Raw genomic sequence first — 26,410 nt, 5'->3', positions numbered from 1 at the left:
CAGGACATCGAGGGCAACGAGTTCTGTCTCGACTGAGAGCCGCGAACGTGTCCTCCCAGATCAACTGAGACGGCACCGGGCAACCGTGCGTCCGGCGGCCGGGCCGCCGCCCCGCCGGGGCGGGTTCCACCAGCCGCCGACGTTGTAGGGGCCCTGCTCGCCCGTCGACACTACGTAACCCGCAGCCCTCCCCGAGGAGTTGAGGGCGTTGACGTACGAGCCCAGGCTCTCGTCGCCGAGCTCGGTCGTCCGCACCCGGCCGTCCCGGTCCGGCTCCCACATCACCGCGGTGAACGGGAACGCGCTCGAGCCGGGGACGGGGCGGATGCCCACGATCCGGCCGCGGTCGTTGACCTCGAAGGCTACCTGGCCGGGAAGTCCGACCGGAGCCGCGTCCGCGCTCGGCCAGTAGACGGCGGTGGGCGCTGTGCCGGGCGCGTTCATCCGCCAGCCGACGACCATCCCGTTCTCGTTGCGGTCGGTGGCGAACGTGTCGCTGCCGCCGCCGGAGGAGAGCGTGTGCGGGACCAGGGTGCCGGGCTCCCACACCGTCGCGGTGTGGTGCCACACCTGTTCGCCGGCCGGGGACACCAGGCCCCCGGCCACCCCGCCGCGCTCGTCGAGCGTGCGTGCGATCGGCACGGGGCCGGTGCCCGCGGGACCGGTCGACGGGAGGGCGGTGTACGTTCGCGCGGCCGGGTCCCACAGGAACGAGCCCACCGGGAGGCCCACGCCCGTGGAGTCCGTGCCGACGACGAGCACCGTGCCCGCGTCGTTGAGGTCCACGGCCTGGGCGCCGGCGGCGCCGGGCGGCAGCGGAAGGACCTCCAGCCCGGTGCGCGGCCGCCAGACGAAGGGCTCCGGCAGCCCGGCACCGGGTACGGAGCCGAGTGTGCCGGCCACCACGCCGAACCGGTTCACCACCTCGGCCCGGGTGCTGCGCCCGTCCGACGGCGTGAGGTCGGTGAGCCGGCCGCCGTCGGGGTCCATGAGGAAGGCGTGGGTCGTCCCCGTGCCCGGCACCGCGCTGGCGCCGACGATCACGCCGCGGTCGTTGATGTCGGTGGCCTCGCTCTGCGTGCCGGGCCCGGCGAGCGAGCCGACACCGTGGAACCGGACGCCGGTCCCGGTCCGCGTGCCGCCGGCCGCCGTGAAGCCGCCGTCGGAGGCCGTGAAGCCGACGGGCAGGACGCCCCCGATGCCGGGGGCGGCCGGGAGGGCTGTCCGGGTCGCCGGCGTGCCGACGAGCGATCCGACGCCGGGCACACAGCCCGTTGTCGCCAGTACCAGCAGCGCGGAGGCCGCCACAAGCCGTGATCTCGTCACCTCGTCACCTCACCGCGTCCGCGTGACCGCGGGCGAGGCGGCGCAGGTTGTAGTGGGCGACGTCGCGGCCGAGGTCGGCGCCGATCTCGTCGGAGAAGCGGAAGTGCACACCGGCCAGGACGCGGGCGTCGACGTTCTCCCGGGTGAGCGTCGTCCAGGCCGTCCCGCGCGGATAGTGCCGGATCACGTCCTTGCCATCGCCGCGGGTCCAGGTGCTGGTGAAGGCCACCGGGCTGTACGGTCCGACGAGCTCCGTGACAACATGCTCGGCGGCGCCGGCGGTGACGGCGTGACCGCTGGGGAACTCTGGATGCGGCGGCGTCGGCAGGTACGAGGACCACGTCGGGTCGGGGGTGGTGCGGGGGTCGCCGTCGGTGTCCGCGAACCGGATGGCCGTGACCGGACGCCAGTGCAGCCGCACGTACTTGGCGTCGAAGCAGGCGATGCTGGAGTCCACGATGGAGGCTCCGAGCGCCGCCAGCACCAGCACCTTGTTCCGGCGGGACCGGGTCCGCTGCCCGAGCAGCGCGCGGAGCGCGGGCACGTAGTGCGACAGGGGGTCCAGCCAGGCGAGGTCGGTCTGCTCCTCGGTCCGCTCGGAGACCTGCCCGCCGAGGCGGCGCACCTCGTCGAGGTCCCGCCGGTAACGGGCCGTGCCCAGCGCCGGCGGCGGTCCCGGCCGGAACCGGTTGCCCCGGCCGAGCAGGAACGGACGCGCCCGGCCGTACCCGGCGCCCACCAGCATCGTCGCCCCCGGCGTGAGCCGGTAGACCCCGGGTGCCTCCGGCGGCAGCTCGAACGGCGCGTTCACCGACGCCATGTCCAGGCCGTCACCGGTCCGCGCCGCGACCGTCGACGCCGCCGCCTCCCGGCCGGCGGCGACGCCCGCGTCCTTGGCCGCGCCGCCGGGCAGCCCGGCCAGCGAGCGGCTCAGTACGTCGTCGAGCCGGACCGCCTGGTCGGGGACCAGCGCCAGCAGCACGTCGTGTACCGCGGTCGCCACGGCGGCGTCCTCGAACACCGCGCGCCGCTGCGGCGCCCGTACCGACGCGGCCCGCCGGGAGCCGAGCGCCGCCCACGCCGCCATCCAGCCCATCGCCCACGTCCGCTCGGGCAGTCCGGCCATCGGCGACGCGGCGAACGCCGCCAGCATCTCGTCGAGCCAGGGGAGGACGAGGTCCGGTGCGGCGTCGGTCCCGGCCGGCGCGGGGGTGGCGGCCCGGGCGGTTGCGGGGAGGGCCATGAGGCCCGCCGTGCCCGCGGCGACGCCGGCGGCGGCGACCAGCAGACGGCGTCGCGAGGTGCCCGCGGTGAAGGGGGACACCGACGATCCAGGAATTCCTGTCGTCATCGTCATGCCTTTCCATCGATTGGTGGGAATGGGAGGACAGGGGCCGGGGAGGGGTGGCGGGGGTGGCCGCGCACCCCTCCCCGCGGGTCACAGCCGCCGCAGCAGAGCGGCCCGGTCGATCTTTCCCGTGCTGGTCAGGGGCAGTTCGTCGAGGGCGACGACGCGCGTGGGGATCATGTACGAGGGCAGGACCGCGCGCAGGGCACGGACGAGCTCGGCCTTCGGCAGCGGCTCGTCCGCCGGCACGTAGAAGGCCGCCAGCGTCCGCCCGCCCGGTCCCGCGGGCGCCACCACCGACGCGGCTTGGACGCCCGGGCACTGGAGGAAGGCGGCTTGCACCTCGCCGAGTTCGATCCGGTAGCCGCGCACCTTGACCTGGTCGTCGAGGCGGCCCAGGAACTCCAGGTCGCCGCTCGGCAGCCAGCGGGCGCGGTCACCCGTGCGGTACATCCGCCCGCCGGGGCGCGAGGCCCCCGGGTCGGGCAGGAACCCGGCGGCGGTGAGGCCGGCGGCCGCGGCGTAGCCCAGGGCCACGCACGTGCCGGCGATGTACAGGTCGCCCTCCTCGCCGAGGGCGCAGGGCCGCAGGTCGCCGTCGAGCACGTAGTAGCGGGCGTTCTGCATCGGGGTGCCGTAGGGGATGCTCGGCCACGCGGGGTCGACCTCGCCCACCCGGTAGTGGTTCGACCAGACGGTACACTCCGTGGCGCCGCCCAGCGCCACCACCTCGGCGTGCGGGAACGCGGACCGGATCTGGTCCGGGAGCGGCACCGGTATCCAGTCGCCGCTGAGGAGGACCAGGCGGAGCGTGTCGCGCCCGGCGCGCTCGCGGGCCTGGACGAAGGGCATGACCATGGCCAAGGCGGCGGGCGCCGAGTCCCAGATGGTGACGGGCTCCTGTTCGAGGAGGTCCACCAAGGCGTCCGGCTCGGCCAGTTCGGCCGCGGACGCGAGCCGTACCGTCGCGCCGGCGGCCAGCACGCCGAAGACGTCGTAGACCGAGAGGTCGAAGCTGAAGGCCGTGACGAACAGGATCCGGTCGGAGGGGCCGATGCCGTGGGTGCGGTTCATCCAGTCGATGAGGTTCACCGCCGACCGGTGGGTGACGACGACCCCCTTGGGGGCGCCGGTCGAGCCGGACGTGAAGATCGTGTAGCAGACGTCCTCGGCCGTCGGGCCGTCGGTGAGGGGGGCAGCTGGGCGGAGGCCGACGTGATGGCCGGTCCACAACGGTTCGCGGCCCCGCGCCGCCCGGTCGCGGCCGGGCGCGACGCGGACGACGGCGTCGTACCGCTCGGCCAGTTCGCCGGTGAACTCCTCGGCCCGGCGGCGGTGGACGTCCGCGCGGGCCACCCCGGGCAGCAGTTCGGGGAGGCGCTCGACGAAGCGGGGCGGCACCCGGAGACCGGAGAAGGCGCTGAGCCCGGGGGCGACGAGGTCGGCGAGGACGATGACGCCGTCCTCGGCGAGCAACCCCAGGAGCGAGTCGAGGACGCCGGTCAGGTGGTCCAGGTCCGGCAGGAACTGCACCGTACTGGCCAGCACGACGACGTCAAACGGGCCGCTCACCCGCTCGGCCGTCTCGTGGGCGAAGCACACCACGCCCTCGGCCTCGCCCCCGGCGTGGACCGCGGCCTCCTGGCTGCGGGCCACGGACACCGGCGAGGGGTCGACGGCGACGTACCGGGACGAGTGCGGCACCAGGGCCTCGACGATCAGGCCGGACCCGCACCCGATCTCCAGGACCGAGGGTCGCTCGGTGGACGCGGCGGCCCGGACGAGCCGCGCCACGTGGTCCTGGTAACCCCGGACGTCGTCCTCGTCGAAGGGCCGTTCCGAGCGGCGCAGGTTGAAGCCGGCGGCTTCGAGCGGATCGGGGGAGCCGACCACGTAGTCGAAGAAGTTCGCGACCCGTTCCCGCCGGAATCCGGCCGACCAGGAGAACTCCTCGGGGATGTCGGGGCACAGCACGTGGCGGAGCGACGGCACCCCCCACCGGAACTCCTGCACGGCGGGCAGGTGGGCGCGGTCGGTCAGCACGGCCGTCACGCCGAGCCGGTCGAGCAGCCCGGCCACCCGGCGGGCGGGCCACGCCGGGTCGAGCGGCACGTAGGAGGCGCCGCACTTGAGCACCGCGAGCAGTCCCACGAGGGCCGACGCACCGCGCTCGCCGTAGAGGCCCACGGCGGAGCCCCAGCCCACTCCCAGCTCGCGCAGCAGCCGGGCCAGCCGGTCGGAGCGGCGGTCCAGTTCGGCGTGGGTGACGACCTCTTTGTCGGAGGTCACGATCGCCGGGCGGTCCGGGTACCGCCGGGCGGCCTCGGCGATCAGCCCGGGGATGGTGACGTCGTCGCGGAAGGGCCGCGCGGTCTCGTTCCACCCGCTCCAGGGGGCGCCCGGGAAGGACGCCGGCGGGGCGCTCACCGGGCCGGCGACCGGAAGGCCCCGTGGGCCGCCAGGGCGCGGGTCAGTTCGTTCACCGTCGGGTGGTCGAAGAAGAGCCGGAGCGACAGGCGTGTGCCTGCCGCCGCCCCGAGTTCGGCCATGATGTCGGCGATCAGCAGGGAGTGCCCGCCGGCCTCGAAGAAGTCGTCGTCGTCACCGAAACGGTCGTGCTCCAGCGCGTCGGCCCACTGGGCCCGCACGTGGGCGCGCACCCGATCGAGTTCCTGGCCGTCGTGGCCGCCGTGGTCCGGGCTCGCCACCCCGGCCGATCCGAAGTCGTTCACCACTCGCTCCTGCGTCTCTCGCGGTGCTCTGCGTCTTCCCTGGCGTCCGCCACGGTCCGTCCCCGGCCACGGCGTGGCCGCCGGCCCCGGCCCCGCCGGGGCCGGAGGCTTCCGGAACGTCCCCGCGCCGCTCGGGTGGCGGAGTCTCGTCGTCTCGAACGGGGGTGCCAGTCTTGCCGCGGCGATCGGCGGTTGTCCGAGGATCTTTCAGAGGTCAGTCAGGGTTGCCGCCCGGGGGCCGCGGCGACTGGCCATCCTCACGGGCATGGGAACGAACACGAAAAGTCGCTGGTTCGTCGGTGCCTCTCGCGAGGGACTCAAGGAGTGCGCGCTGTACGCCTTCCCGCACGCGGGCGCCGGCGTCACCACGGTGCGTCAGCTGTGCGTCGAACTCGGGGACGCCTACGACGCGTTCGGGGTGCGCCTCCCGGGGCGGGAGTCCCGGCTGGAGGACCCGGTGGAGACCGTCATGTCCGAGCTCGCCGACAAGCTCGCCGGTGAACTGACCCGGCACGCCCAGGGACGGCCGGTGGTGCTGTTCGGGCACTGCGCCGGCTCGGCCGTCGCCTACGAGGTGGCACGGCGTCTGAACCCCGGGCGGGTGCGGGCGCTGGTCGTCTCCTCGCACCCGGCGCCCGGGAGCCTCCGCCGGGAGCAGACGTGGGGGCTGCCGCGGCCGGAGTTCCTCCGGCAGGTCGTGACGGACGGGTACCTCCCGTCGCAGCTCCTCGCCAACGAGGAGCTGCTCGACATCGTCGAGCCCGCCCTGCGCGCCGACTACCGGCTCGTCGAGGAGTACGAGCTGGCGCTGTACGAGGCGGGGCACGTCGATCCCGTCGAGGTGCCGACGGTGGCCGTGTTCGGCCGCGACGACCACACTGTCGAGCCCGGCCAGATCGACGCCTGGTCGGCGCTGACCACCGGGCCGTTCCGGGTCGTCTCGCTGCCGGGCGGCCACGACCTGCCGAGCAGCCGCCCGGCGGAACTGGCGGCGGCCGTCCGCGAGGCTCTGGCGGCCTCCTGAGCCCGTCCGCCGGCCCGTCGCGGGGCGAGCGTCCCGGGGCGCGGGCCGGCCGGGTGGCGGCCCGCGCCCCAGGACGCCGTCGCGCTGCTCAGGCCGTCTCCCGGCCCAGCACGTCCGCGACCAGTGCGGCGACGTCGGTGGACACGTGGAAGTGCCCGCCGGGCCGCACCCACAGCCTGAAAGCGCCCGAGGTGACGCCGGCCCACTCGGTGATCCGCTCCTCGTCCACCAGCGGGTCGCCGTCGCCGTGGTAGCAGCTCACCGGGCACGTCAGCGGCCTGGTCCCGGCGCGGGGCCGGTACCGCGCGTGGGCGCGCAGGTCGGAGCGGAGCGTCGGCGTGAACAGCTCGCGCATCTCCGAGTTCTCGGCGATCCCGGGGTCGATGCCCCCCAGCGCGCAGAGCGTCGCCCAGAACTCGTCGTCGGGCGCCAGATGGACGTCCCGGTTCTGCATGTCTCCCGGGGGGAGGCAGGCGGAGGCGCACAGCCGCCGCGGCTCTCCGCCCATGTCCCGCAGCAGCATGGCGGTCTCGTAGGCCACAAGGGCGCCCAGGCTGTGTCCGAACAGCACATGGTCGAGGGACGGCATCCTGAGCAGTTCCGCCACGACGCGGCCGGCCATCTCGGCCACGTCGTCCACGAGCTGCTCGCCGAACCGGTCGCCGCGACCGGGGTACTGGACGCCCACCAGCTCGACGTCGGGCGGCAGCACGGCGGCCCAGGCGTGGAAGGCGGTCGCCGAACCCCCGGAGTGCGGAAAGCACACCAGGCGGACGACCGGGTCCTCGACCGTGGTCAGCGTCCGTGTCCAGCCTCGTTCCCGCATTCGGCCCATCGGTCCGTCCCTCTCGGTAGCCCACCCTTCGAAACTGCATCATTTGTCCTCGCGGCGTCCGTCAGGATTTTCTCGAAAGAGTTCGGTAAGACATAGGCCATCCGATTATCCTTCCAATATTCGACGGGAAATCATATGTGCAGGTTCGTCTGCCCGTTCCGCCGATATCGCGAATGATTTGCCGTGTTGTCGCGGTGATAGGTTGAGCCTATGACTGCCGCCATCGAAGACGCCGCCCGCGCGGTCGACGCCGACAGCGTCATGGGGATGCTCCGGGCCCGGCCGCGGCTGCTCGCCCTGGGGGAGCCCACCCATGGCGAGGACGCTCTCCTGGAGGTACGGAACGACCTGTTCCGGCAGCTTGTCGAACAGGAGGGCTACCGGATCGTCGCGATCGAGAGCGATTGCATGGCGGGCCTGATCGTGGACGATTACGTCACCTCCGGTGCCGGCACCCTCGACGACGTCATGGAGCGCGGATTCAGCCACGGTTTCGGCGGGTCCGCGGCCAATCGCGAACTGGTCCGCTGGATGCGCGCGTACAACGACGGCCGGCCCGCGGCGGAACAGGTGCGATTCGCCGGTTTCGACGGCCCGCTGGAAATGAGTGGCGGCGAGAGTCCCCGCCATGCCCTCACCGCGCTCCACGCCCACCTCGCCGACCGGTGCGACGCCGCGATGCTGCCCTGCACCGCCGAGACGCTCGACCGTCTCCTCGGCGACGACGACCGCTGGACCGAACCCGCGGCGATGATGGACCCCTCCCGGTCCGTCGGCCGGACGCCCGACGCCGAGCGGTTGCGGCTGATCGCCGACGACCTGACCGCCCTGCTCGACGCGCAGGCCCCGGGCCCGGACCAGCCGTCGGCGCGGGACGACCGGGAGCGGGCCCGCCTGTACGCGCGGACCGCTACCGGGCTCCTGCGCTACCACTCCTGGACGGCCGACACCTCACCCGGCCGCCTGGGCTGGCTGCTGACCCTGCGGGACTCCATCATGGCCGCCAACCTGCTGGCCCTCGCCGAACGGGGCCTGGTTCTCGCGCACGGCCACAACGGGCACCTCCAGCGGGAGAGGAGCAGCATGCGGAGGGGTGACCACCGGATGGAGTGGTGGAGCGCCGGAGGGATCGTCAGCGCCCGGCTGGGCGAGGAGTACGCCTTCGTGGCCACGGCCCTCGGCACCATCCGCCACCGCGGCGTGCAGACCCCGCCGCCGGACACCGTCGAAGGATTCCTGTACGCGCTCCCCGAGGACCGGTACGTCGTCGACGTCCGCCGGCTGGCCGCCGCGCTCGGCGACGCGCCGCCCGCCCCCCGCGAGTCGCCCTGGTACGGCTACTCCCCGCTGGACCCGGCCCGCCTGGCGAGCAAGGACGCCCTCGTCTTCGTCAAGGACGCCCCGGAGGGGCCGATGTGGTGGCCCGCCGGCTGACCGCCGACCGGCCCTGACGGACCCGGGACCGCCCGGGTCGTCAGGGCGCGCGCCGCACACCCCCGCCGCTCGGCCGACACCGTACCGGCTCTGCGTCCTCACCCCGCCCCGCCCCAGCTCATGGGGCGGGGCTCTTCGTGTGCGCGCCTTCTCCCGCCCCTTGCCCGCGGGCCGCACCTTCGGGTCTGGCCGACATCTGTCAGACGGTCGGGTGACTCGGGAATCGGTTCCTAGGGTGGGCTCCCGAGCGACGGCGGGTTCCGCCGGCCATGACGGGGAAGCCGCGCACCGCACGACCGAGCAGCACTCCGTCGTGGGCCGGCGACGATCGAGGGCTACTTCTTCCGGGAGTCTGCATGCGTGCTAGCGGCGGTGTTTCTTCGGCGCAGGAAGCGATGTGGCTGGAACAGAATCTCGCACCCGAGGTACCGAACAGCACCACGACGATCTGGGACGTCCGGGGCGAGCTTGACCTGGGCGACCTCCGGGCCGCGCTACGGACGGCCATGGCCGAGGCGAGCGCGCTCCTGGTGAACTTCCGTCAGGACGACGGTGTCCTGCGGCTCGTCCCCCGGGACCCGGAAGCGTTCGAACCGTTCCACACCGACGTGAGCGACGCGGCCGAACCGGCCCACGCAGCCCGGGAGTTCCTCACCGACCAGGTCCGGCGCCCCTTCGACCTCGCCGCCGACGCGCTGTTCCGCGTCGGAACCGTCCGCCTCGGCGAGGAGCGGCACCTCGTGTGCCTGCTCTTCCACCACATCCTGACCGACGCCTTCGGCGTGTTCACCGTGCTGTCCCAGCGCGTCGCGGAGATCTACCGCGCCCTCCGCACCGGCGCCCCGCTGCCCGAACGGCGGGACACCCCACCCGGGCGCGCCGGCGAGAAGGAGGCGGCATACCGCTCGTCCGCACGCTTTGCCGACGCCGAGGAGTTCTGGCGGAGCTACGTCGCGGGTGACGCGACGGCCGCCCGCCTCCCGGCCGGCCTGCGCGCGCGGACCGCGGAGCGCGCCGATGACGCCGCGTTCTGGGACGGCCTCACCGCGCCGCTCGGCGTGTCCAGCCGCACCGCCCGCGTCCCGGCGGGCGAGGTCGCCGCCTGGCAGGCGGCCGCCGACGCCGTCGGCACGAGCGTCCCGGACCTGCTCACCGCCGCCGCGACCGCCTTCCTGCGGCGCCTGTGCGACACGCCAAAGCCCCTGCTGTCGTTCACCGTCAACTACCGCCGTGGCGACATCCGGCACGCGCTCGGCCTGTACTCCAACGCCCTGCCCCTGGCGGTCGAGGTGCCGCCCGCGGCCGACGTCGTCGGCCTCGCCGAGGCGGTGCGCCTGGAACGCCTGCGGGTGCTGCGGCACGCCGAGTACAACGTCGCCCTGATCAAGCGTTCGGCCGGGTACGCGGGCGACGCCCGCAGCCCGTTCGGCCCCGTGGTCAACGTCATTCCCTTCATGGAGGAGCTCGACCTCGCGGGCGCCGTCGGACGGTTCGCGGGCGGCACCTTCGGACTGCCGGACGAGGTCCGGATCTCCACCTACGGTGACGGCGGCGCCGACAGCGACCTGTACGTCCGGTTCGACGCGCCCGGGACGCTCTACACCCACGAGGACGTCGCCGGACTCGTCGAACGGTTCGTGGCCTTCGTCCGGGCCGCCCTCGCCGACCCCCGCGCCCGCGTCGGAGACCTCGCCGCCGTCGGCGACGAGGAACGCGCCGCGCTCCGCCGGCTCGGCACCGGCCCCGTCGCCGAACCCGACGGCGCGACGCTGCCCGCCCTGCTCGACCGGCAGGCCGCCGCCACCCCGGACGCGGTCGCCGTCGTCCACGAGGACACCCCCCTGACCTACCGCGACCTCGTCGCGCGCGCCGACCGCCTCGCCCGCACGCTCGTCAGCCACGGCGCGGGACCGGAACGCGTCGTGGCCGTCGCCGTCCCCCGCTCCGCCGAACGCGTGGTCGCGGTGTGCGCGGTCCTCAAGGCCGGCGCCGTCTGGCTGCCCGTCGACCCCGACTGCCCGTCCGACCGCATGCAGGCCATGCTCGGCGACGCGCGGCCGGTGCTGCTCCTGACGGTCGTCGGCGCCGACGGACTGGCCGTCACCCCGCTCGACGGCCCGCAGCCGCTGTGGGAGGCGAGCGTCGTCGAGCGTGCCGCCGGGCCGCGGGACGCCGCGCCGGCGCCGGACCCCGCGCCGCTCGCCGTCCCTTCCGGCGCGGACGCCGCGTACCTGCGCTACGGCCCGGGGACGTCCGGCCGGACCCGCGGCGTCGTCCTCACCCATGCCGCGCTCGCCGACGGGCTGCGCGGCATGCAGCAGCGCCACCGGCTGGACGCTTCCGACCGGGTGCTGCACAAGGCACCGGCGAGCCTCGGCGCCGCCGCCGTGTGGGAACTGCTCTGGCCGCTGACCACCGGTGCCGCCGTCGTCACGACGGCGCAGGACGTCCACCGGGACGCCGCCGCGCTCGCCGACGCGGTTCGCCGGACCGGCGCCACCACCCTGCACGTCGTCCCGTCCGTGCTCGCCGACCTCGTGCGCGACGAGACCGCCGTCACCGCCTGCAAGGGCCTGCGACGCGTCCTGTGCGGCGGGGAGGCGCTCCCGGCCGGCCTGGCGGCACGGTTCCGCGAACTCTGCGACGTACCGGTCAACCACGTGTACGGGCCGGCGGAAACCGCGTTGGACGTCACCGCGTGGGAACACCGGACCGGGGCGGCCACCGCGCCGATCGGCCGGCCGGTCCGGAACACCGGCGTCCACGTGCTGGACGGCGAACTCCACATGACGCCCGCCGGCGTCGTCGGCGAGGTGTACGTCTCGGGCGCGGCACTGGCCCGGGGCTATCTGCACCGCCCGGCCGAGACCGCGGACCGCTTCGTCCCCTGCCCCTTCGGCCCGCCCGGCACGCGCATGTACCGCACCGGCGACCTGGCTCGTTGGAACGCCGACGGCGAACTGGAGTACGCCGGCCGAGCCGACCGGCGGGTACGGATCCGCGGCCTCTGGGCCGAGCCCGGCGAGATCGAGGCCGTCCTCACCGCCCACCCCGGAGTGGCCCAGGCCGCCGTGACCGCCTGGTCCGACGGACCCGACCGCCCCGACCGGCTCGTCGCCCACGTCGTCCCCGCCACCCCCGGGCGCCTGGGCGCAGCCGGCCTGGACGTGGACTTCAGCGCCGGCCTGGACGTGGCCGAGCTGCGGCGCTTCGCCGGCGTCCGGCTCCCTGAGCACCTCGTACCCGCCGCCTTTGTCGTCCTGGACAGCGTGCCGCTCACGGTGAACGGCACGCTGGACCGCGCCGCCCTGCCCGAACCGCAGGTCGCGCGACGGCCCCACCGGGTGGCGCGGACCCTCGAGGAACGGCTCCTGGTGGACGCCTTCACCGAGGTGCTGGGCACCGCTCGCGTCGGCCTGGACGACGACTTCTTCACCCTGGGAGGCGACAGCATCTCCGCGATGCGGGTGGTGGCGCTCGCCCGCGCCGGCGGCCTCGGGCTCACCGCGCGGACCGTCTTCGAGTGCCGCACCGTCGCCGCGCTGGCGGCCGCGGCGACCCCCGCCGGCGAACCGGCCCCCGCCGACCCGGCCGCGACCGGCCCCGCCGGCCCGGTCCCGCTGCCGCCCATGGCCCGCCTGTTCGCCGAACGCGGACCGGGCCTGGACCGGCTGGCCCAGTGGCTGGTTTTGACCGTGCCGGCGGACATGACGCCCGGCCTGCTCACCGCGAGCATCGGGGCGGTCCTGGACCGGCACGACGTCCTGCGCTCCCGGCTGGCCGGCGACGAACTGCTGATCCAGCCGCCCGGCTCGGTGGACGCGGACCGGCTCGTCCGGCGCGTGCCCTGCCCCGACGACCTGAGCGGGCCGGCCTGGCGGACGCTCCTGGAGGACGAGGCCGCGCGGGCGGTCGGCCGGATCAGCGCCTCGGTCGGGGACATGCTCCGCTTCGTCTGGTTCGAACCGTCCGGCGGCCGGCCCGGCCGGCTGCTCGTCGCCGCCCACCACCTCGTCGTGGACGGCATGTCGTGGCGGGTGCTCGTCCCCGACCTCGCCGAGGCCGCGCAGCAGATCCGGTCCGGCCGGACCCCGGTCCTGCCTCCGGCGGGGACGTCGCTCCAGCGCTGGATGGACGAGCTCACGGACGAGGCGGCCCGGCCCGGGCGCGTGGCCGAACTCGACCTCTGGCGCGGGATCCTCGCCCCCACCGGGAAGCCGCTGGGAGCCCGCCCCCTCGACCCGGGCACCGACCTCACCTCCACCGCCCGGACGCACCGGGCCGAACTTCCCCCGGACCTCGGCAGGGCCCTGCTCACCTCGGTGCCGGCCGCGTTCCTCTGCGGCGTCGACGACGTGCTGCTCACCGCCCTCGTCCTAGCCCTGGCCTACCAGCGCCGCGCCGACACGGCCGACGCCGGGGCCGGCGACGCCGGGATGGTCGTACGGCTCGAAGGGCACGGACGCCAGGAGGAGCTCGTACCGGGCGCCGACCTGACTCGCACGGTCGGCTGGTTCACCACCGTCCACCCGGTCCGCTTCGACCTCACCGGCATCGACGTCGCCGACGCGCTCGTCGGCGGACCGGCCGCCGCGGACGCCCTCCGGCGGGTCAAGGAGAGCCGGCGCGTCCTGCCCGACCAGGGCATCGGCTACACCCTGCTGCGGTACCTCAACGAGACGACCGCCGCCGTCCTCCGGGACCACCCGGCCGACGAGGTGGGCTTCAACTACCTCGGCAGGTTCGCCTTCGACCGGCCCCGCACGGACGGCGAGGCGCCATGGACGCCCGCCCCCGAGTGCGCCGAACTCGTCGCGGCCCCCGACCCGAACATGCCGCTGATCTCCGCGCTCGAACTCAACTCGCTCGTCACCGGCACCGGCGACGCCGAGCGGCTGCACGCGCTGTTCGGCTTCGCCCCCGGGGTTCTCGACGACGACGAGGTCCGCCGCCTCGCCGACACCTGGCAGAAGGCCCTGCGCGGCCTGCACGCCCAGGCGGTCTCCGGCGCGAGCGGGCTGACCCCCTCCGACGTGCCGCTGGTCGACGTGCGGCAGGAGGATCTGGACGGCTGGCAGAGCCGCTACGGCCGCGTCGGCGACGTCTGGCCCCTGACCCCGCTCCAGCACGGCCTGATCTACCACAGCATGCTTGGGGACGGCGCCGCCGCGTCCTACCAGACCCAGTTCGTGTTCCGGATCAGCGGGCCGGTGGACCCCGAGCGACTGCGCACCGCGGCCCAGACCCTGCTCGACCGGTACCCCAACCTGCGGGTCGCCTTTGCGTCCAAGGCCACCGGCGAACCCGTCCAGGTGGTCGTGGACGGCGTCACGATGCCGTTCCGGCACGTCGACCTCGCCGGCCACCCGGAGCCCGGGAAACGTCTGGACCGGATCCTCGCGGACGAACGGGAGGAACTGTTCCAGCCGGACACCGCGCCCCTGCTGCGGTTCAGCCTCGTCACCCTCGCCCCGGACCGGTCCGAACTCGCCCTGACCGCGCACCACGTCCTGTTCGACGGCTGGTCGCTGCCGCTCATCGAGCAGGAGCTGATGCAGCTGTACGCCGACGGGGCCGACGCCCTCGCACCGGCCGCCCACGGCTACCGCGAGTTCCTCCGGTGGCAGACGCGACAGGACACGGACCGGGCCGTGGCGGCCTGGGCCGAAGAACTCTCCAGCGTCACCCAGCCCACCCTCCTGGCCGCCGGACTCACCCGCAACGAAGCGGCGGAGACCGCCACGGACGCTGCGGATCCCGCCGCCGACCGGCCCGGGACCGCCTCCGACGTCGGCCAGGTCGACGTCCCGCTCACCCGCCAGGAAGCGGCCCTCGTGGTCCGGCGGGCCGCCGAGAGCGGCATCACCCCCAACGTCCTCGTACAGGGCCTGTGGGCGGTCGTGCTCGCCCGGCTGACCGGGAGCACCGACGTCGCCCTCGGCAGCTCGGTCACCGTGCGCCCGCCCGAACTGCCCGGCGTGCACACCGCCGTCGGCATGTTCACCAACACCGTCCCGGTGCGGGTGCGGTGCGCCCCCGGCGACAGCCTCGAAAGCCTCCTCCGCTCCGTGCAGGACACCCAGGCCAGGACGCTGGAGCACTACCACGCCGGACTCGGCGACATCCAGCGGGCGACCGGACTCAGCGCGCTCTTCGACACCATCGTGGTCTTCGAGTCGTTCCCCGTGGACCGGGCGGCGCTCTCACGGGCCGGCGCGTCCGCGGAACTCACGGTCACCGGCATCCGGCCCTTCGCGCCGACGCATTACCCGGTGACCGTGCTTGCCGCGGCCGACCCGATGCTCGGCGTGAGCCTCCAGTTCCACCCGGACGTCCTCGACGCGGACACCGTCGAGGTGATCGCCGAACGCTTCGGCCGGGTGCTGCGGCAGTTCGCAGCCGACCCGGGCACCCGCACCGGCGCCGTCGACGTGCTGTCCGACACCGAGCGGCGGCTGGTGCTGCGCGACTGGAACGCCACCGCGCTGGACGTCCCCGCCACGAGCGGGCCGGAACAGTTCGCCCGGCAGGCGCGCACCACGCCGTACACCGTGGCCCTCGAAGCGGACGGCGAGCGCCTCACCTACGCCGAACTGGACGCACGTGCCAACCGGATGGCGCACTGGCTGGCCGCCGAGGGCATCGGGCCGGAGAGCCGCGTCGTGGTGCTGCTGCCCCGCTCCGCGGACCTGGTGGCGGCGCTGCTGGCGGTCTGGAAGGCCGGTGGCTGCTACGTACCCGTGGACCCCGACCACCCGGCCGCACGGATCCGGTCCGTGATCGAGGACTGCGAGGCGTCCCTGGTCCTGGACCGGGCCCTGCTCGACCGGACCGACCTCTCCGCCCACCCGGCCCACGACCCCGGGATCGCCACGCCCCCCGGCCGGGCCGCCTACACCATTTACACCTCCGGATCGACGGGCACGCCCAAGGGCGTGGTCGTCCCGCACGGAGCCCTGACCAACTTCCTGGCCGGCATGCGGCAGACCCTCCGTCTGACGGCCGCCGACCGGCTCGCCGCCGTCACCACGGTCGCCTTCGACATCGCGGCCCTGGAACTGTTCCTGCCGCTCACCACCGGCGCCCGCGTGGTGCTCGCCGGCCGCGACCACGTCGCCGCCCCGCAGGCCCTGCTCGACCTCGTCGAACGGTCCGGCGTCACCGTCATGCAGGCGACCCCGGCCCTGTGGCAGATGCTCGCGCTGCACGACGTGCGCCGCCTCGCCGGCCTCCGCGTCCTCACCGGCGGCGAGGCGCTGCCCCGGCCGCTCGCCGACCAGCTCACCGCCCACGCCGTACAGGTCGTCAACATGTACGGCCCCACCGAGACCACCATCTGGTCGACCCTCGCGGACGTCGCCACCAGCGCACCGCCGTCGATCGGCACGCCCATCGCCAACACCCGGATCCTCGTCCTCGACCCCGCGCTCCGGCCCGTTCCGCCGGGCGTCGCCGGAGACCTCTGGATCGCGGGGGACGGCCTCGCCCGCGGCTACCACCGGCGGCCCGGCATGACCGCCGCCCGGTTCACGGCCGACCCGTACGGCCCGCCCGGCTCGCGGATGTACCGCACCGGGGACCTGGCCCGCTGGTCGCCCACCGGGGAGATCGAGTACCTCGGCCGGGCGGACTTCCAGATCAAGCTCCGCGGCTTCCGCATCGAGCCGGGCGACGTTGAACACGCCCTGAACCGGCACCCGGCGGTCCGCGAGGCCGTCGTGGTCGTCCGCGAGGACCGGCCCGGCGACCGGCGCCTCGTCGGCTACGTGGTCGCCGAGGACGGGACCGAGGCGCCGCCGGCCCACGAACTTCAGCAACTCGTACGGGAGTTGCTGCCCGACTACATGGTCCCGTCGTCCGTGGTCGCCCTTCCCGCCGTCCCGTTGACCGCCAACGGGAAGCTGGACCGCCCCCGACTGCCCCGCCCCGAGGCGAGCGCCGCGCCCTACCGCGCGCCCGAGGACCCCCGCGAGATCGCGTTGTGCGCGCTCTTCGCCGAGATCCTCGGCGTGGCACGGGTCGGCGTCGACGACGACTTCTTCGCCCTCGGCGGACACTCGCTCCTGGCCACCCGGCTCACGGCCCGCGTCCGCTCCGACATGGGCGTCGAGATCCCGATCCGCACCCTCTTCGCCGCACCGACGGTCGCCGAACTCGCCCGGCGGTGGAGCGGCCTGTCGACCTCCGTCCGGAAACCCCTGCGCAGGATGACCGAAAGGTGACAGCAGGTCGGCCTCCGTCCGGAAACCCCTGCGCAGGATGACCGAAAGGTAACAGCAGCATGGTGTCCCTCTCGTACGCGCAACAGCGCATGTGGTTCATCAACCGGTTCGAGGGCCGGACCGCGACCTACAACATCCCGATCCTGATCCGGATGCGCGGGCGGATCGACCGGGACGCGCTGCGCGCCGCGTTCCTGGACGTGGTCACCCGCCACGAGATCCTCCGCACCGTCTACGACGAGCGGGACGGCCGGCCGCTGCCCCGGACCGTCGAACCGGACGCGCTCGACCTGCCCTGGACCGACTGGGGCTGGGTCTCCCCGGACCAGGTCGACGACATCGTCGCCGCGTCGGTCCGCGAGGGCTTCGACCTCGCCTCCGACCTGCCCGTACGCGCGTACCTGCTCAGCCTCGACCAGGACACCGCCCTGCTCGCCGTGGTGATCCACCACATTGCGGGCGACGGCGGCTCCCTCGGCCCGTTCACCCGCGACCTCTCCGCCGCCTACCGGGCCCGCATCGCCGGGGCCGCGCCGGACTGGGACGAACTGCCGGTGCAGTACCCCGACTACGCGCTCTGGCAGCGCGAACTGCTGGGCGACGAGTCCGACCCGGACAGCGTCTTCTCGACCCAGCTGCGCTACTGGCGCCAGGAACTGGACGGGGTGTCCCGGCCGATCGCCCTGCCCTTCGGCCGGCCGCGCCCCGCCCGGGCGGGCTACCGCGGCGACAATCACGGGTTCGAGATCTCCGCGGCCCTGCTGGAGAGGGCCGAGCGGCTCGCCCAGACGCACAACGTCACCGTGCCGATGGTGTTCCAGGCCGCGCTCGTCGTCCTGCTCCACCGGCTGGGCGGCGACCACGACATCACCCTCGGCTCCCCGATCGCCGGGCGGACCGACGAGGCCCTCGAGGACCTCGTGGGCTTCTTCGTCAACACCTGGGTGCTCCGCGTCGGCCTCACCGCCGGCGACTCGTTCACCCGCGTCCTGGAGGAGGTCCGCAGGAAGGCCCTCGCCGCCTATGACCACCAGGACCTGCCCTTCGAACGGCTGGTGGAACTGCTGCGGCCCGAGCGGTCGACCGCCCACCACCCCCTCTTCCAGGTCACCCTCGCCTGGCAGAACAGTGTCCGCCAGGAACTCGACCTACCCGGCGTCACGGCCACCATGGAACCGGTCCCCACCGGCACCGCGAAGTTCGACCTGTTCTTCAACCTCATGCCGCACCCCACGCGCGGGACGGTCACCGTCGACCTGGAGTACGCCACCGACCTGTTCGGCCCCGAGGCCGCGGCGGCCGTCGCCGAGCGGTACGTGGGCGTGCTGGAGCAGGTGACCGAGAACCCCGGCGTCGGCGTCGCCTACCTCGACGTACCGCCGCTGCCCGCCGCGGACGACACCCCGCAGGTGGACGCCGCCGAGCGCGAGAAGCTGCTGTACGGCTGGAACGACACCGACCGCGACTTCCCCTGTCCGGGCCCCATCCACCTGCCGTTCGAGCGGCAGGCCGCGGAACGGCCCGACGCGGTCGCCGTCCGCTGGGCCGGCGGCACCATGACCTACCGCGAGCTGAACCGGCAGGCGAACCGGATCGCCTGGACCCTCAAGCGCCGCGGCGTCGGACCCGAGACCGTCGTCGGCGTGGCCGTCCGGCGCGGCCCGCTCATGGTCGCGGCCGTCCTCGGCGTTCTCAAGGCCGGCGGGGCGTACCTGCCCGTCGGCGGGGCACTGCCGTCCGAGCGGGTCGCCGGGATGCTCGCCGACACCTCAGCGAAGCTGGTGCTCACCACCGAGGACGCCAACAGGTGGACGCCGCCGGCCGGTGTGGAACTTCTCGACGTCGGCAGCGTCGGCATGACCCTGTCGCTGGACGGCGAGATCGACCCCGAGCCCGTCGCGCACGCCGACAACACGGCCTACGTCATCTTCACCTCCGGGAGCACCGGGAAGCCCAAGGGCGTCACCGTCGCCCACCGGCCGGTGCACAACCTGCTCCACTGGTGCGAGCGGACGTTCGCATTCGGCCCCGACGACGTCAGCCTGTGCGTCACCGCCCTCGACTTCGACCTGTCCGCCTTCGACATCTTCGGCCTGCTGGCCGTGGGCGGCAGCGTCTACGTTGCGGACGCTGTCCAGCAGCGCGACCCCGAGATGCTGCTCGACGTCCTGCTGTCCGAGCCGATCACCTTCTGGGACTCGGTGCCCGGCACCCTGAACCAGATCGTCCCGCTGCTCCCGCAGACCGCCGGCCACCCCGGCGTCGAGACCCTGCGGCTCGTCTTCTTCTCCGGCGACTTCACCCCCCTGGCCCTGCCGGACCAGGTCCGCGCCGCCTTCCCGCGCGCCGAGATCGTCAGCCTCGGCGGGGCGACCGAGGCGACCGTCTGGTCGAACTCCTTCCGGATCGGCGCCATCGACCCCGAGTGGCGCAGCATCCCCTACGGGCGGCCCATCGACAACGCCCGCTACTACGTGCTCGACGAGAAGCTGGAGCCCTGCCCGGTCGGCGTCGAGGGTGATCTCTACATCGGCGGACCGGTCACCGCCCTCGGCTACGTCAACCGGCCCGACCTCACCGCCGAACGCTTCGTCGCCGACCCGTTCGGCGACGAGCCCGGCCGCCGCGTCTACCGCACCGGCGACCGCGCCTGCTTCTTCCCGGACGGCAACATCTGCTTCCTCGGCCGCGCCGACGGCCAGGTGAAGGTGCGTGGGTTCCGCATCGAACTCGGCGAGATCGAGCACGCCCTCGGCCGCCACCCCGCCGTCCGCCGGGCCGTCGCGATCACCCGCCGGGACTCCGCCGGCGACCTCCGGCTGGTGTCCTACGTGCTGCCCGACCCGAACACGGTGGAGAGCGTGGTCGCTGCCGACGAACAGGTCCGGGAGTGGCAGGAGATCTACGACCAGGGCTACCTGGAGGTCACGGACGAGGACCTCGGCGAGGACTTCAACCTCTGGGTGTCCAGCTACACCGGCGAACCCATCCCCGTCGACCAGATGCGCGCCTGGCAGGACGCCGCCGTCGACCGGATCCTCGGCTTCACCCCGCGGCGCGTCCTCGAACTCGGCGCCGGAACCGGCCTGCTGCTCGCCCGGATCGCGGGCAGCGTGGAGACGTACTGGGCCACCGACTTCTCGGAGCCCGTCGTGGAACGGCTCGGCCGGCAGGTCGCCGAGGCGGGCTGGGCCGAGCGGGTTCGGCTGCTGTGCCGTCGCGCGGACGACCTCGACGGCATCCCGCAGATCTTCGACACCGTCGTCCTCAACTCCGTCGCCCAGTACTTCCCGAACGAGCGCTACCTGGAGCAGGTCCTCGACGGCGCCTGGCGGCTGCTCGAACCCGGCGGCCGGCTCGTGCTCGGCGACATCCGCCGGGCCCGCTCGCTGCGCGCCTTCCAGGTTGCCGTCCAGCAGGCCAAGCACGGCGACGTCCCCGCGGCCCAGCTGCGCGGCGCTGTCGACCAGGCCCTGCTCCTGGAGAAGGAACTCGTCGTCGACCCCGACTGGTTCCACCGCTGGGCCGAACGCGCCGGCGGCGCCGGCGTCGACGTACGCCTCAAGGACGGCGCGTACGAGAACGAGCTCACGCGCCACCGGTACGAGGTCGTCGTGCACAAGCCGGGCGCGGACCCCGCCGACCGGCCCCGCGCCGTGGACGCCGTCCCGCGCCTGGAGTGGGACGGTGACCTGGACGGCTTGGCCGGCCGGGTCCGCGACCTGGCCGAGCCGGCGGTCCGGATCACCGGCATCCCCAACGCCCGCGTCCTCGACGAGGTGGCGGCCGCCCGCGCCCTCGGCCTGGAGAAGTCCGAGCCGCCGGCCACGGCCCCGCTCGCCCCCCACGAGCTGACGGCCTGGGCCGCACGGCAGGGCTGGCAGGCCGCGCTGACCTGGTCGGGCAGCGCCGTCGACCACTACGAGGCCGTCCTGATCATCGACCCCGAGGCGGGACGGCGGGCCCTGGCGGGCACCTACGTCCCGGTGGCCGGCGCCGGCATCTGGATCAACGACCCAGCCGCCGCCGCGGGCATCACCGCCCTCCCCGCTGTCCTGCGCGAATACCTCTCGAAGACCCTCGCCGAGTACATGGTGCCGTCGGCGATCGTGCCGATCGGCAGCGTGCCGCTGACCGCCAACGGCAAGCTCGACCGGGCCGCGCTGCCCGTGCCGGAGTACGCCGCCGCCCGCCGTGGCCGCCTCCCGTCCACGCCGGAGGAGGAGTCGCTCTGCGAGATCTTCGCCGCCGTCCTCGGCCTCGACCGCGTCGGCGTGAACGACAACTTCTTCACCATCGGCGGCCACTCCCTGCTCGCCACCCGCGTCGTGAGCCGCGTCCGCGCAGCGCACGGCGTCGAAATCCCGATCCGGACCATCTTCGAGGCCCCGACCGTCGCCGAACTGGTGACCCACCTGACCGACCGCGGCACCGTCCGCCCGCCGCTGCGGCCGCAGGCCCGCCCCGACCGGCTGCCCGTCTCCTTCGCCCAGCAGCGCCTGTGGTTCATCCACCGGTTCGAAGGGCCCGCGGCGACCTACATCATCCCGCTGTCCATGCGGCTGCGCGGCAAGCTGGACCCGCACGCCCTGCGCCGCGCCGTCCACGACGTCGTCGTCCGGCACGAGTCGCTGCGCACAGTCTTCGACGAGGTCGACGGGGTCCCGTACCAGCGGGTCCTCGATCGCGACCGGGTGACGGTCCCCTGGCAGGAGCACGAGGTCACCGAGGCCGAACTGGCCGGCGCCCTGCGAGAGGAGGCCCGCCGGCCGTTCGACCTGGCGCACGAGATACCGGTGCGCGCCGCGCTGTTCCGGATGAGCGAGCAGGACGCGGTGCTGCTCCTCCCGCTGCACCACATCGCGGCCGACGGCTGGTCGCTGGGCCCGCTGGCCGAGGACCTCACCGCCGCGTACACCGCCCGGTGCGACGGACAGCGCCCCCAGTGGGCCCCGCTCCCGGTCCAGTACCCCGACTACACCCTGTGGCAGCGCTCGCTCCTCGGCGCCGACGAGCCCGACAGCTTGTGCCGGCGCCAGCTGGACTACTGGACGGAACGCCTCGCCGGCCTGCCGGAGTCGCTTGAGCTCCCCGCGGACCGGGCCCGGCCGGCCGTCGCCTCCTTCGCGGGCGACGTGCTGCCCGTGGAACTCGGCGAGGAGCTGACCGAGGGCGTCCGGCGGCTGGCCCTGCGCACCGGGGCCACCGTCTCGATGGTGCTCCAGGCGGGGCTCGCGGGGCTGCTCAGCAGGCTCGGCGCCGGGAACGACATCCCGATCGGCTCGCCGATCGCCGGCCGCACCGACGAGGCGCTCAACCGGCTGGTGGGCTTCTTCGTCAACACATGGGTGGCCCGCGTGGACACCAGCGGGAACCCCGGCCTGACCGAGCTGGTCGACCGGGTCCGGGAGGTCGGTCTCGCCGCCTACGACCACCAGGACATCCCGTTCGAGCACCTGGTCGAGGCGCTTAATCCGGTGCGCTCGACCGCGCACCACCCGCTGTTCCAGGTCTGTCTGGCCCTCCAGAACAACGTGCAGCCGGACTTCGACCTGCCCGGCCTGACGGTCACCCACGAACCGGTCGACATGGGCGTCTCCCGCTTCGACCTGTTCCTGAACCTCACCGAGCGGACCGGCGCCGACGGGACGAACCGGATCGACGGCGTCGTCGAGTACGCCACCGAGCTGTTCGACCGCGCCACCGTCACCGGGCTCGTGGACCGCTGGCGGCACATGCTCCGCCAGTGGGTCGCCGCCCCGGACACCCCGATGGGCGAGGTGGAGATCCTCACCCCGGACGACCTGACCGCACTGAACCGCTGGTCGGGCCGCGACCGCGGCACCGAGCGCGCAACCGGGACGATCCCCGGGCGCTTTGCCGCCGTCGCCGCCGAACGGCCGGACGCCGTCGCGCTCGTCTCCGCCGACGGCGCCGACAGCTGGACGTACGGCGAGCTCGACCGCTGGGCCGACCGCATCGCCCAGCGCCTCCGCGCGCATGGCGCCGGCCCGGACCGCGCGGTGGCGCTGCTCATGGGCCGGTCCCCGCTGATGGTCGCGGCGGTCCTGGGCACGCTGAAGGCGGGCGCCTGCTACGTGCCGCTCGACCCCGCCGCTCCGCGCGCCCGGACCGACCTCCTGCTCGCCGGCCTCGACCCGGTCGTCGTCCTCGACGAACGGCTCGCCGAGGAGGACCTGGACGGCCACCCGGCGGTCCCGCCGGGCCTCGACGGTCTCGACGCCGACCACCTCGCCTACGTCATGTACACCTCCGGCACGACCGGGACGCCGAACGGCGTGGAGGTCAGCCACCGCAACATCCTCGCCCTCGTGGACGACCCGTGCTGGACCGACGGCGCCCACGAGCGGGTCCTCGCGCACTCTTCGCAGACCTTCGACGCGGCCGCGTACGAACTGTGGGTACCGCTGCTGCACGGTGGGACGGTCGTGGTGGCACCGCCCGGGAAGCTCGACGCGGCCCGGCTGGCGACGCTCGTCGCCGAACGGGACGTGACCGCACTGTGGCTCGGCTCCGCCATGTTCGACCTGATCACCCAGCACCACCCCAAGAGCCTCGCCGGGGTGTGCACGGTCTGGGCCGGCGGAGACGTGCTGTCGGCGGCCGCCGTACGCCGCCTGACGGACGGCGACGGCACCCCGACCATCGTAAACGGGTACGGTCCCACCGAGACCACCGTCTTCGCGGCCCGTCACGTCGTGGACGCGCCGGACCGCTGCAAGGACCCGCTGCCGATCGGCGAACCCATGGCGGGCAGCCGCCTGTTCGTCCTCGACGAGCGGCTGCGGCAGGTGCCGCAGGGCGTGGTGGGGGAGCTGTACATCGGCGGCGACGGCGTGGCCCGCGGCTACGCCCGGCGCCCCGGCGCGACGAGCGAGCGGTTCGTCGCCGACCCGTTCGGACGCCCGGGCGACCGGATGTACCGGACCGGCGACATGGTCCGGTGGAACCACGACGGACGGCTCGAGTTCCTGGGCCGCGCCGACGACCAGGTGAAGCTCCGCGGCCTGCGCGTCGAGCCCGCGGAGGTCGAGGCCGCGCTGCGGAAGCGGGGCGGCGTCGCGCAGGCGGCCGTGGTCGCCCGCGAGGACCGGCTCGACGAGCGGCGCCTGGTGGCGTACGTGGTCCCCGAGGTGCCGGACGCGCACGTGAGCGAGCACGTCGAGAAGTGGCGCGCGATCTACGACTCGATGTACGGCGACACCGCGCCGGACACCACCGGGATCGGCGACGACTTCACCGGCTGGAACAGCTCCTACACGCGCGCCCCCATCCCCCTGTCCGAGATGCGCCAGTGGCGCGCGGCCATGGTGGAGCGGATGCGCGGGCTCGGGGCGCGCCGGGTGCTGGAGATCGGCGCCGGCTCCGGCCTCCAGCTCGGGCCGCTGGCCCCGGAGACCGAGGAATACTGGGGCACCGACTTCTCGGAGCCGGTCATCGAGCGGCTCGGAGCCCAGGTCGCCGTGGATCCGCGGTTGAAGGACCGGGTGACGCTGCGATGTCAGCCCGCCGACGCCGCCGACGGCCTGCCGGCGGAGTACTTCGACACCGTCCTCCTCAACTCGGTCGTGCAGTACTTCCCGGACGCCGGCTACCTCTCGCGCGTCCTGGACATCGCCCTCGACCGGCTCGCCCCGGGCGGCCGGATCGTCGTCGGCGACGTGCGCAACCACGGCACCCTGCGGGAGTTCCTGACTGCCGTCCACCACGCCCAGCAGCCCGACAACGGTCCGTCCGCCGTGCGGGCGGCGGTCGAGCGCGCGTTGCTCGGCGAGACGGAACTCCTTCTGGACCCGGGCTACTTCACCGAGTGGGCGTCCGCCCGCCCCGACGTGGTGGCCGTGGACGTCCGGCTCAAGCCGGGCGCGTACGCGAACGAACTCACCCGGCACCGCTACGAAGTCGTCCTGCACAAGCGGGGGAGCCGCCCGACGCGCCTCGCGGACGTCCACATGGTCGTCTGGGGCGCGGACGTGCACCGGCTGTCCGACCTGGAGGCCGAGCTGGCCCGGCACGGCGGCCGCCTCCGGCTGACTCGGATCCCGAACGCCCGGCTCGTGGACGAGGCGGCCGAGTGCGGGGTCCCCACCGCGGCGGAAGGGGCGCCGCTCGACCCGCACGCGTTGCAGACCTGGGGCGAGGAGCACGGCCGTACCGTCCTGTGCACCTGGTCGGCCGAGGCACCGGGGTGGTTCGAGGCAGTCGTCGTCCCCGCGGGCGGCACGCAGTGCTACGACGGCGTTTACCGGCCCCTGGACACCCGCGCCCGGCAGCTCGCCAACGCGCCCACCGTCTCCCGCCGGGCGTCGCGGCTGCCGACCGCGCTCCGGCAGGAACTGGCGGCCGAACTGCCCGACCACATGGTGCCGGCCGACATCGTGGTCATCGCCCGCATGCCGGTGACGGCTCGCGGCAAGGTCGACCGCACCGCGCTCCCCGCGCCGGAGCCGACCGGCGGCGACGAGGGCGCGCCCCGCACGCCCATGGAGGCGGAGCTGGCCACCCTGTTCGCCGAGGTCCTGGGCCTGGACCGGATCGGGGTCGACGACGACTTCTTCGACTGCGGCGGCAGCTCCCTCCAGGTCATCCGGCTCATCTGGCGGATCCGCGCCGAGCTGGGCTTCGAGGTCCCCATTCGGGCCGTCTTCCAGCACCCGACCGTGGCCGGTGCCGTGGAGCTGCTGGTGGCCGACCGGGACGACGTCGAGTTCGACGACCCCCTCTCGGTGGTGCTGCCGATCCGGACCGGCGGCGACAAGGCACCGCTGTGGTGGGTGCCGCCGGGCGGCGGACTGGCCTGGGCATACCTCGGCTTCGCCCAGCACCTGGACCCCGCGCGGCCGATCTACGGCCTCCAGGCCCGCGGCTTCGCCGGAGAGGCGCGCGCGACCTCGATCGAGGGCATGGTGGACGACTGGGTCGACCAGATGCTGCGCGTCCAGCCGGAGGGTCCGTACAACGTCCTGGGCTGGTCCCTCGGCGGGCCCATGGCCCAGGCGGTGGCCGCCGAACTCCAGCGCCGGGGACGGGAGGTGGACTTCCTCGGGGTGCTCGACTCGGGCCCCTCGACGTACTTCGCCGACTTCCGGACTCCCGACGAGAAGATGGTGCGCCGGTACCTCGCCCACTACATGGGGCACCTGGCGGGCATGGACGAGTTCGAGTCGCTCGTCGAGACGTCCACCAACCTCTTCATCGAGCACACGGAGCTGATGACCCGGTTCACGTCGCCGGTGTTCCGCGGGGACCTGGTCTTCGTCAGCGCCGTCATCGACCAGGGAACCCGGGAACGACGGGTGCTGGAGGTGGAACTCGACGTCCAGTGGCGGGAGTTCACCGACGGGGGCGTGCGCCGCTTCGAGATCGAGTGCGCGCACAACGAAATGATGTGGCCCGAGAACGCGGCCGCGATCAGCCGCATCGTCGACGAGATCACACAATCGGCACGCTGACCCGGTTCCCGACGCG

9 protein-coding genes are annotated in these 26,410 nt (G+C 74.0%); 4 read left to right on the top strand and 5 right to left on the bottom strand.

The annotated features are described in order from the left end of the window. Positions 1–60: 60 nt before the first annotated feature. From ABZV38_RS27945 to ABZV38_RS27930, 4 genes are all read right to left on the bottom strand, one after another. Positions 61–1,326 carry a hypothetical protein gene (locus tag ABZV38_RS27945; RefSeq protein ID WP_356331200.1) on the bottom strand — a complete coding sequence of 422 codons (1,266 nt, stop codon included), beginning with the start codon at positions 1,324–1,326 and terminating at the stop codon, positions 61–63. 4 nt (positions 1,327–1,330) lie between these two features. Then, complete coding sequence (locus ABZV38_RS27940) at positions 1,331–2,683, bottom strand: vanadium-dependent haloperoxidase (protein WP_356331199.1); 1,353 nt, start codon at positions 2,681–2,683, stop codon at positions 1,331–1,333. A gap of 81 nt (positions 2,684–2,764) precedes the next feature. Next, entirely contained in the window at positions 2,765–5,101 is a 2,337-nt protein-coding gene (locus ABZV38_RS27935) for an amino acid adenylation domain-containing protein (protein ID WP_356331198.1), read from the bottom strand. Further along, complete coding sequence (locus tag ABZV38_RS27930; protein WP_356331197.1) at positions 5,098–5,406, bottom strand: acyl carrier protein; 309 nt, start codon at positions 5,404–5,406, stop codon at positions 5,098–5,100. The genes ABZV38_RS27935 and ABZV38_RS27930 overlap by 4 nt, the downstream gene beginning before the upstream one ends. Positions 5,407–5,671: 265 nt before the next feature. On the opposite strand from ABZV38_RS27930, the gene ABZV38_RS27925 reads away from it, so the two are divergent. Then, a complete protein-coding gene (locus ABZV38_RS27925; RefSeq protein WP_356331196.1) occupies positions 5,672–6,430 on the top strand; it encodes an alpha/beta fold hydrolase in 759 nt (252 codons plus the stop codon). An 88-nt stretch (positions 6,431–6,518) separates the two neighbouring features. Here ABZV38_RS27925 and ABZV38_RS27920 read toward each other — a convergent pair whose 3' ends face one another. Then, positions 6,519–7,265 (bottom strand): alpha/beta fold hydrolase, encoded by a 747-nt coding sequence (locus tag ABZV38_RS27920; protein WP_356331195.1) that lies wholly within the window; start codon positions 7,263–7,265, stop codon positions 6,519–6,521. 210 nt (positions 7,266–7,475) lie between these two features. On the opposite strand from ABZV38_RS27920, the gene ABZV38_RS27915 reads away from it, so the two are divergent. The 3 genes from ABZV38_RS27915 (at position 7,476) to ABZV38_RS27905 (ending at position 26,394) form a co-directional block, all read left to right on the top strand. Then, positions 7,476–8,699, top strand: a complete 1,224-nt coding sequence (locus tag ABZV38_RS27915) for an erythromycin esterase family protein (protein WP_356331194.1) — start codon at positions 7,476–7,478, stop codon at positions 8,697–8,699. Positions 8,700–9,055: 356 nt separating this feature from the next. Then, a complete protein-coding gene (locus ABZV38_RS27910; protein ID WP_356331193.1) occupies positions 9,056–16,921 on the top strand; it encodes an amino acid adenylation domain-containing protein in 7,866 nt (2,621 codons plus the stop codon). 59 nt (positions 16,922–16,980) lie between these two features. After that, positions 16,981–26,394: an amino acid adenylation domain-containing protein gene (locus ABZV38_RS27905; protein WP_356331192.1), complete on the top strand. Its 9,414-nt coding sequence runs from the start codon at positions 16,981–16,983 to the stop codon at positions 26,392–26,394. Positions 26,395–26,410: the final 16 nt, after the last annotated feature.

Source organism: Streptomyces sp. NPDC005181, assembly GCF_040608395.1.
Lineage (GTDB): Bacteria > Actinomycetota > Actinomycetes > Streptomycetales > Streptomycetaceae > Streptomyces.
The sequence above is the reverse complement of the archived record's forward strand: the minus strand, read 5'-3'. Positions and strand labels throughout refer to the sequence as shown.

What these genes read in the sequence shown, in the direction of transcription:
- ABZV38_RS27915 (WP_356331194.1), top strand. Translation starts at nt 7,476, where the DNA reads ATGACTGCCGCCATCGAAGACGCCGCCCGCGCGGTCGACGCCGACAGC.
- ABZV38_RS27925 (WP_356331196.1), top strand. Translation starts at nt 5,672, where the DNA reads ATGGGAACGAACACGAAAAGTCGCTGGTTCGTCGGTGCCTCTCGCGAG.
- ABZV38_RS27920 (WP_356331195.1), bottom strand. Translation starts at nt 7,265, where the DNA reads ATGGGCCGAATGCGGGAACGAGGCTGGACACGGACGCTGACCACGGTC.
- ABZV38_RS27940 (WP_356331199.1), bottom strand. Translation starts at nt 2,683, where the DNA reads ATGACGATGACGACAGGAATTCCTGGATCGTCGGTGTCCCCCTTCACC.
- ABZV38_RS27910 (WP_356331193.1), top strand. Translation starts at nt 9,056, where the DNA reads ATGCGTGCTAGCGGCGGTGTTTCTTCGGCGCAGGAAGCGATGTGGCTG.
- ABZV38_RS27905 (WP_356331192.1), top strand. Translation starts at nt 16,981, where the DNA reads ATGGTGTCCCTCTCGTACGCGCAACAGCGCATGTGGTTCATCAACCGG.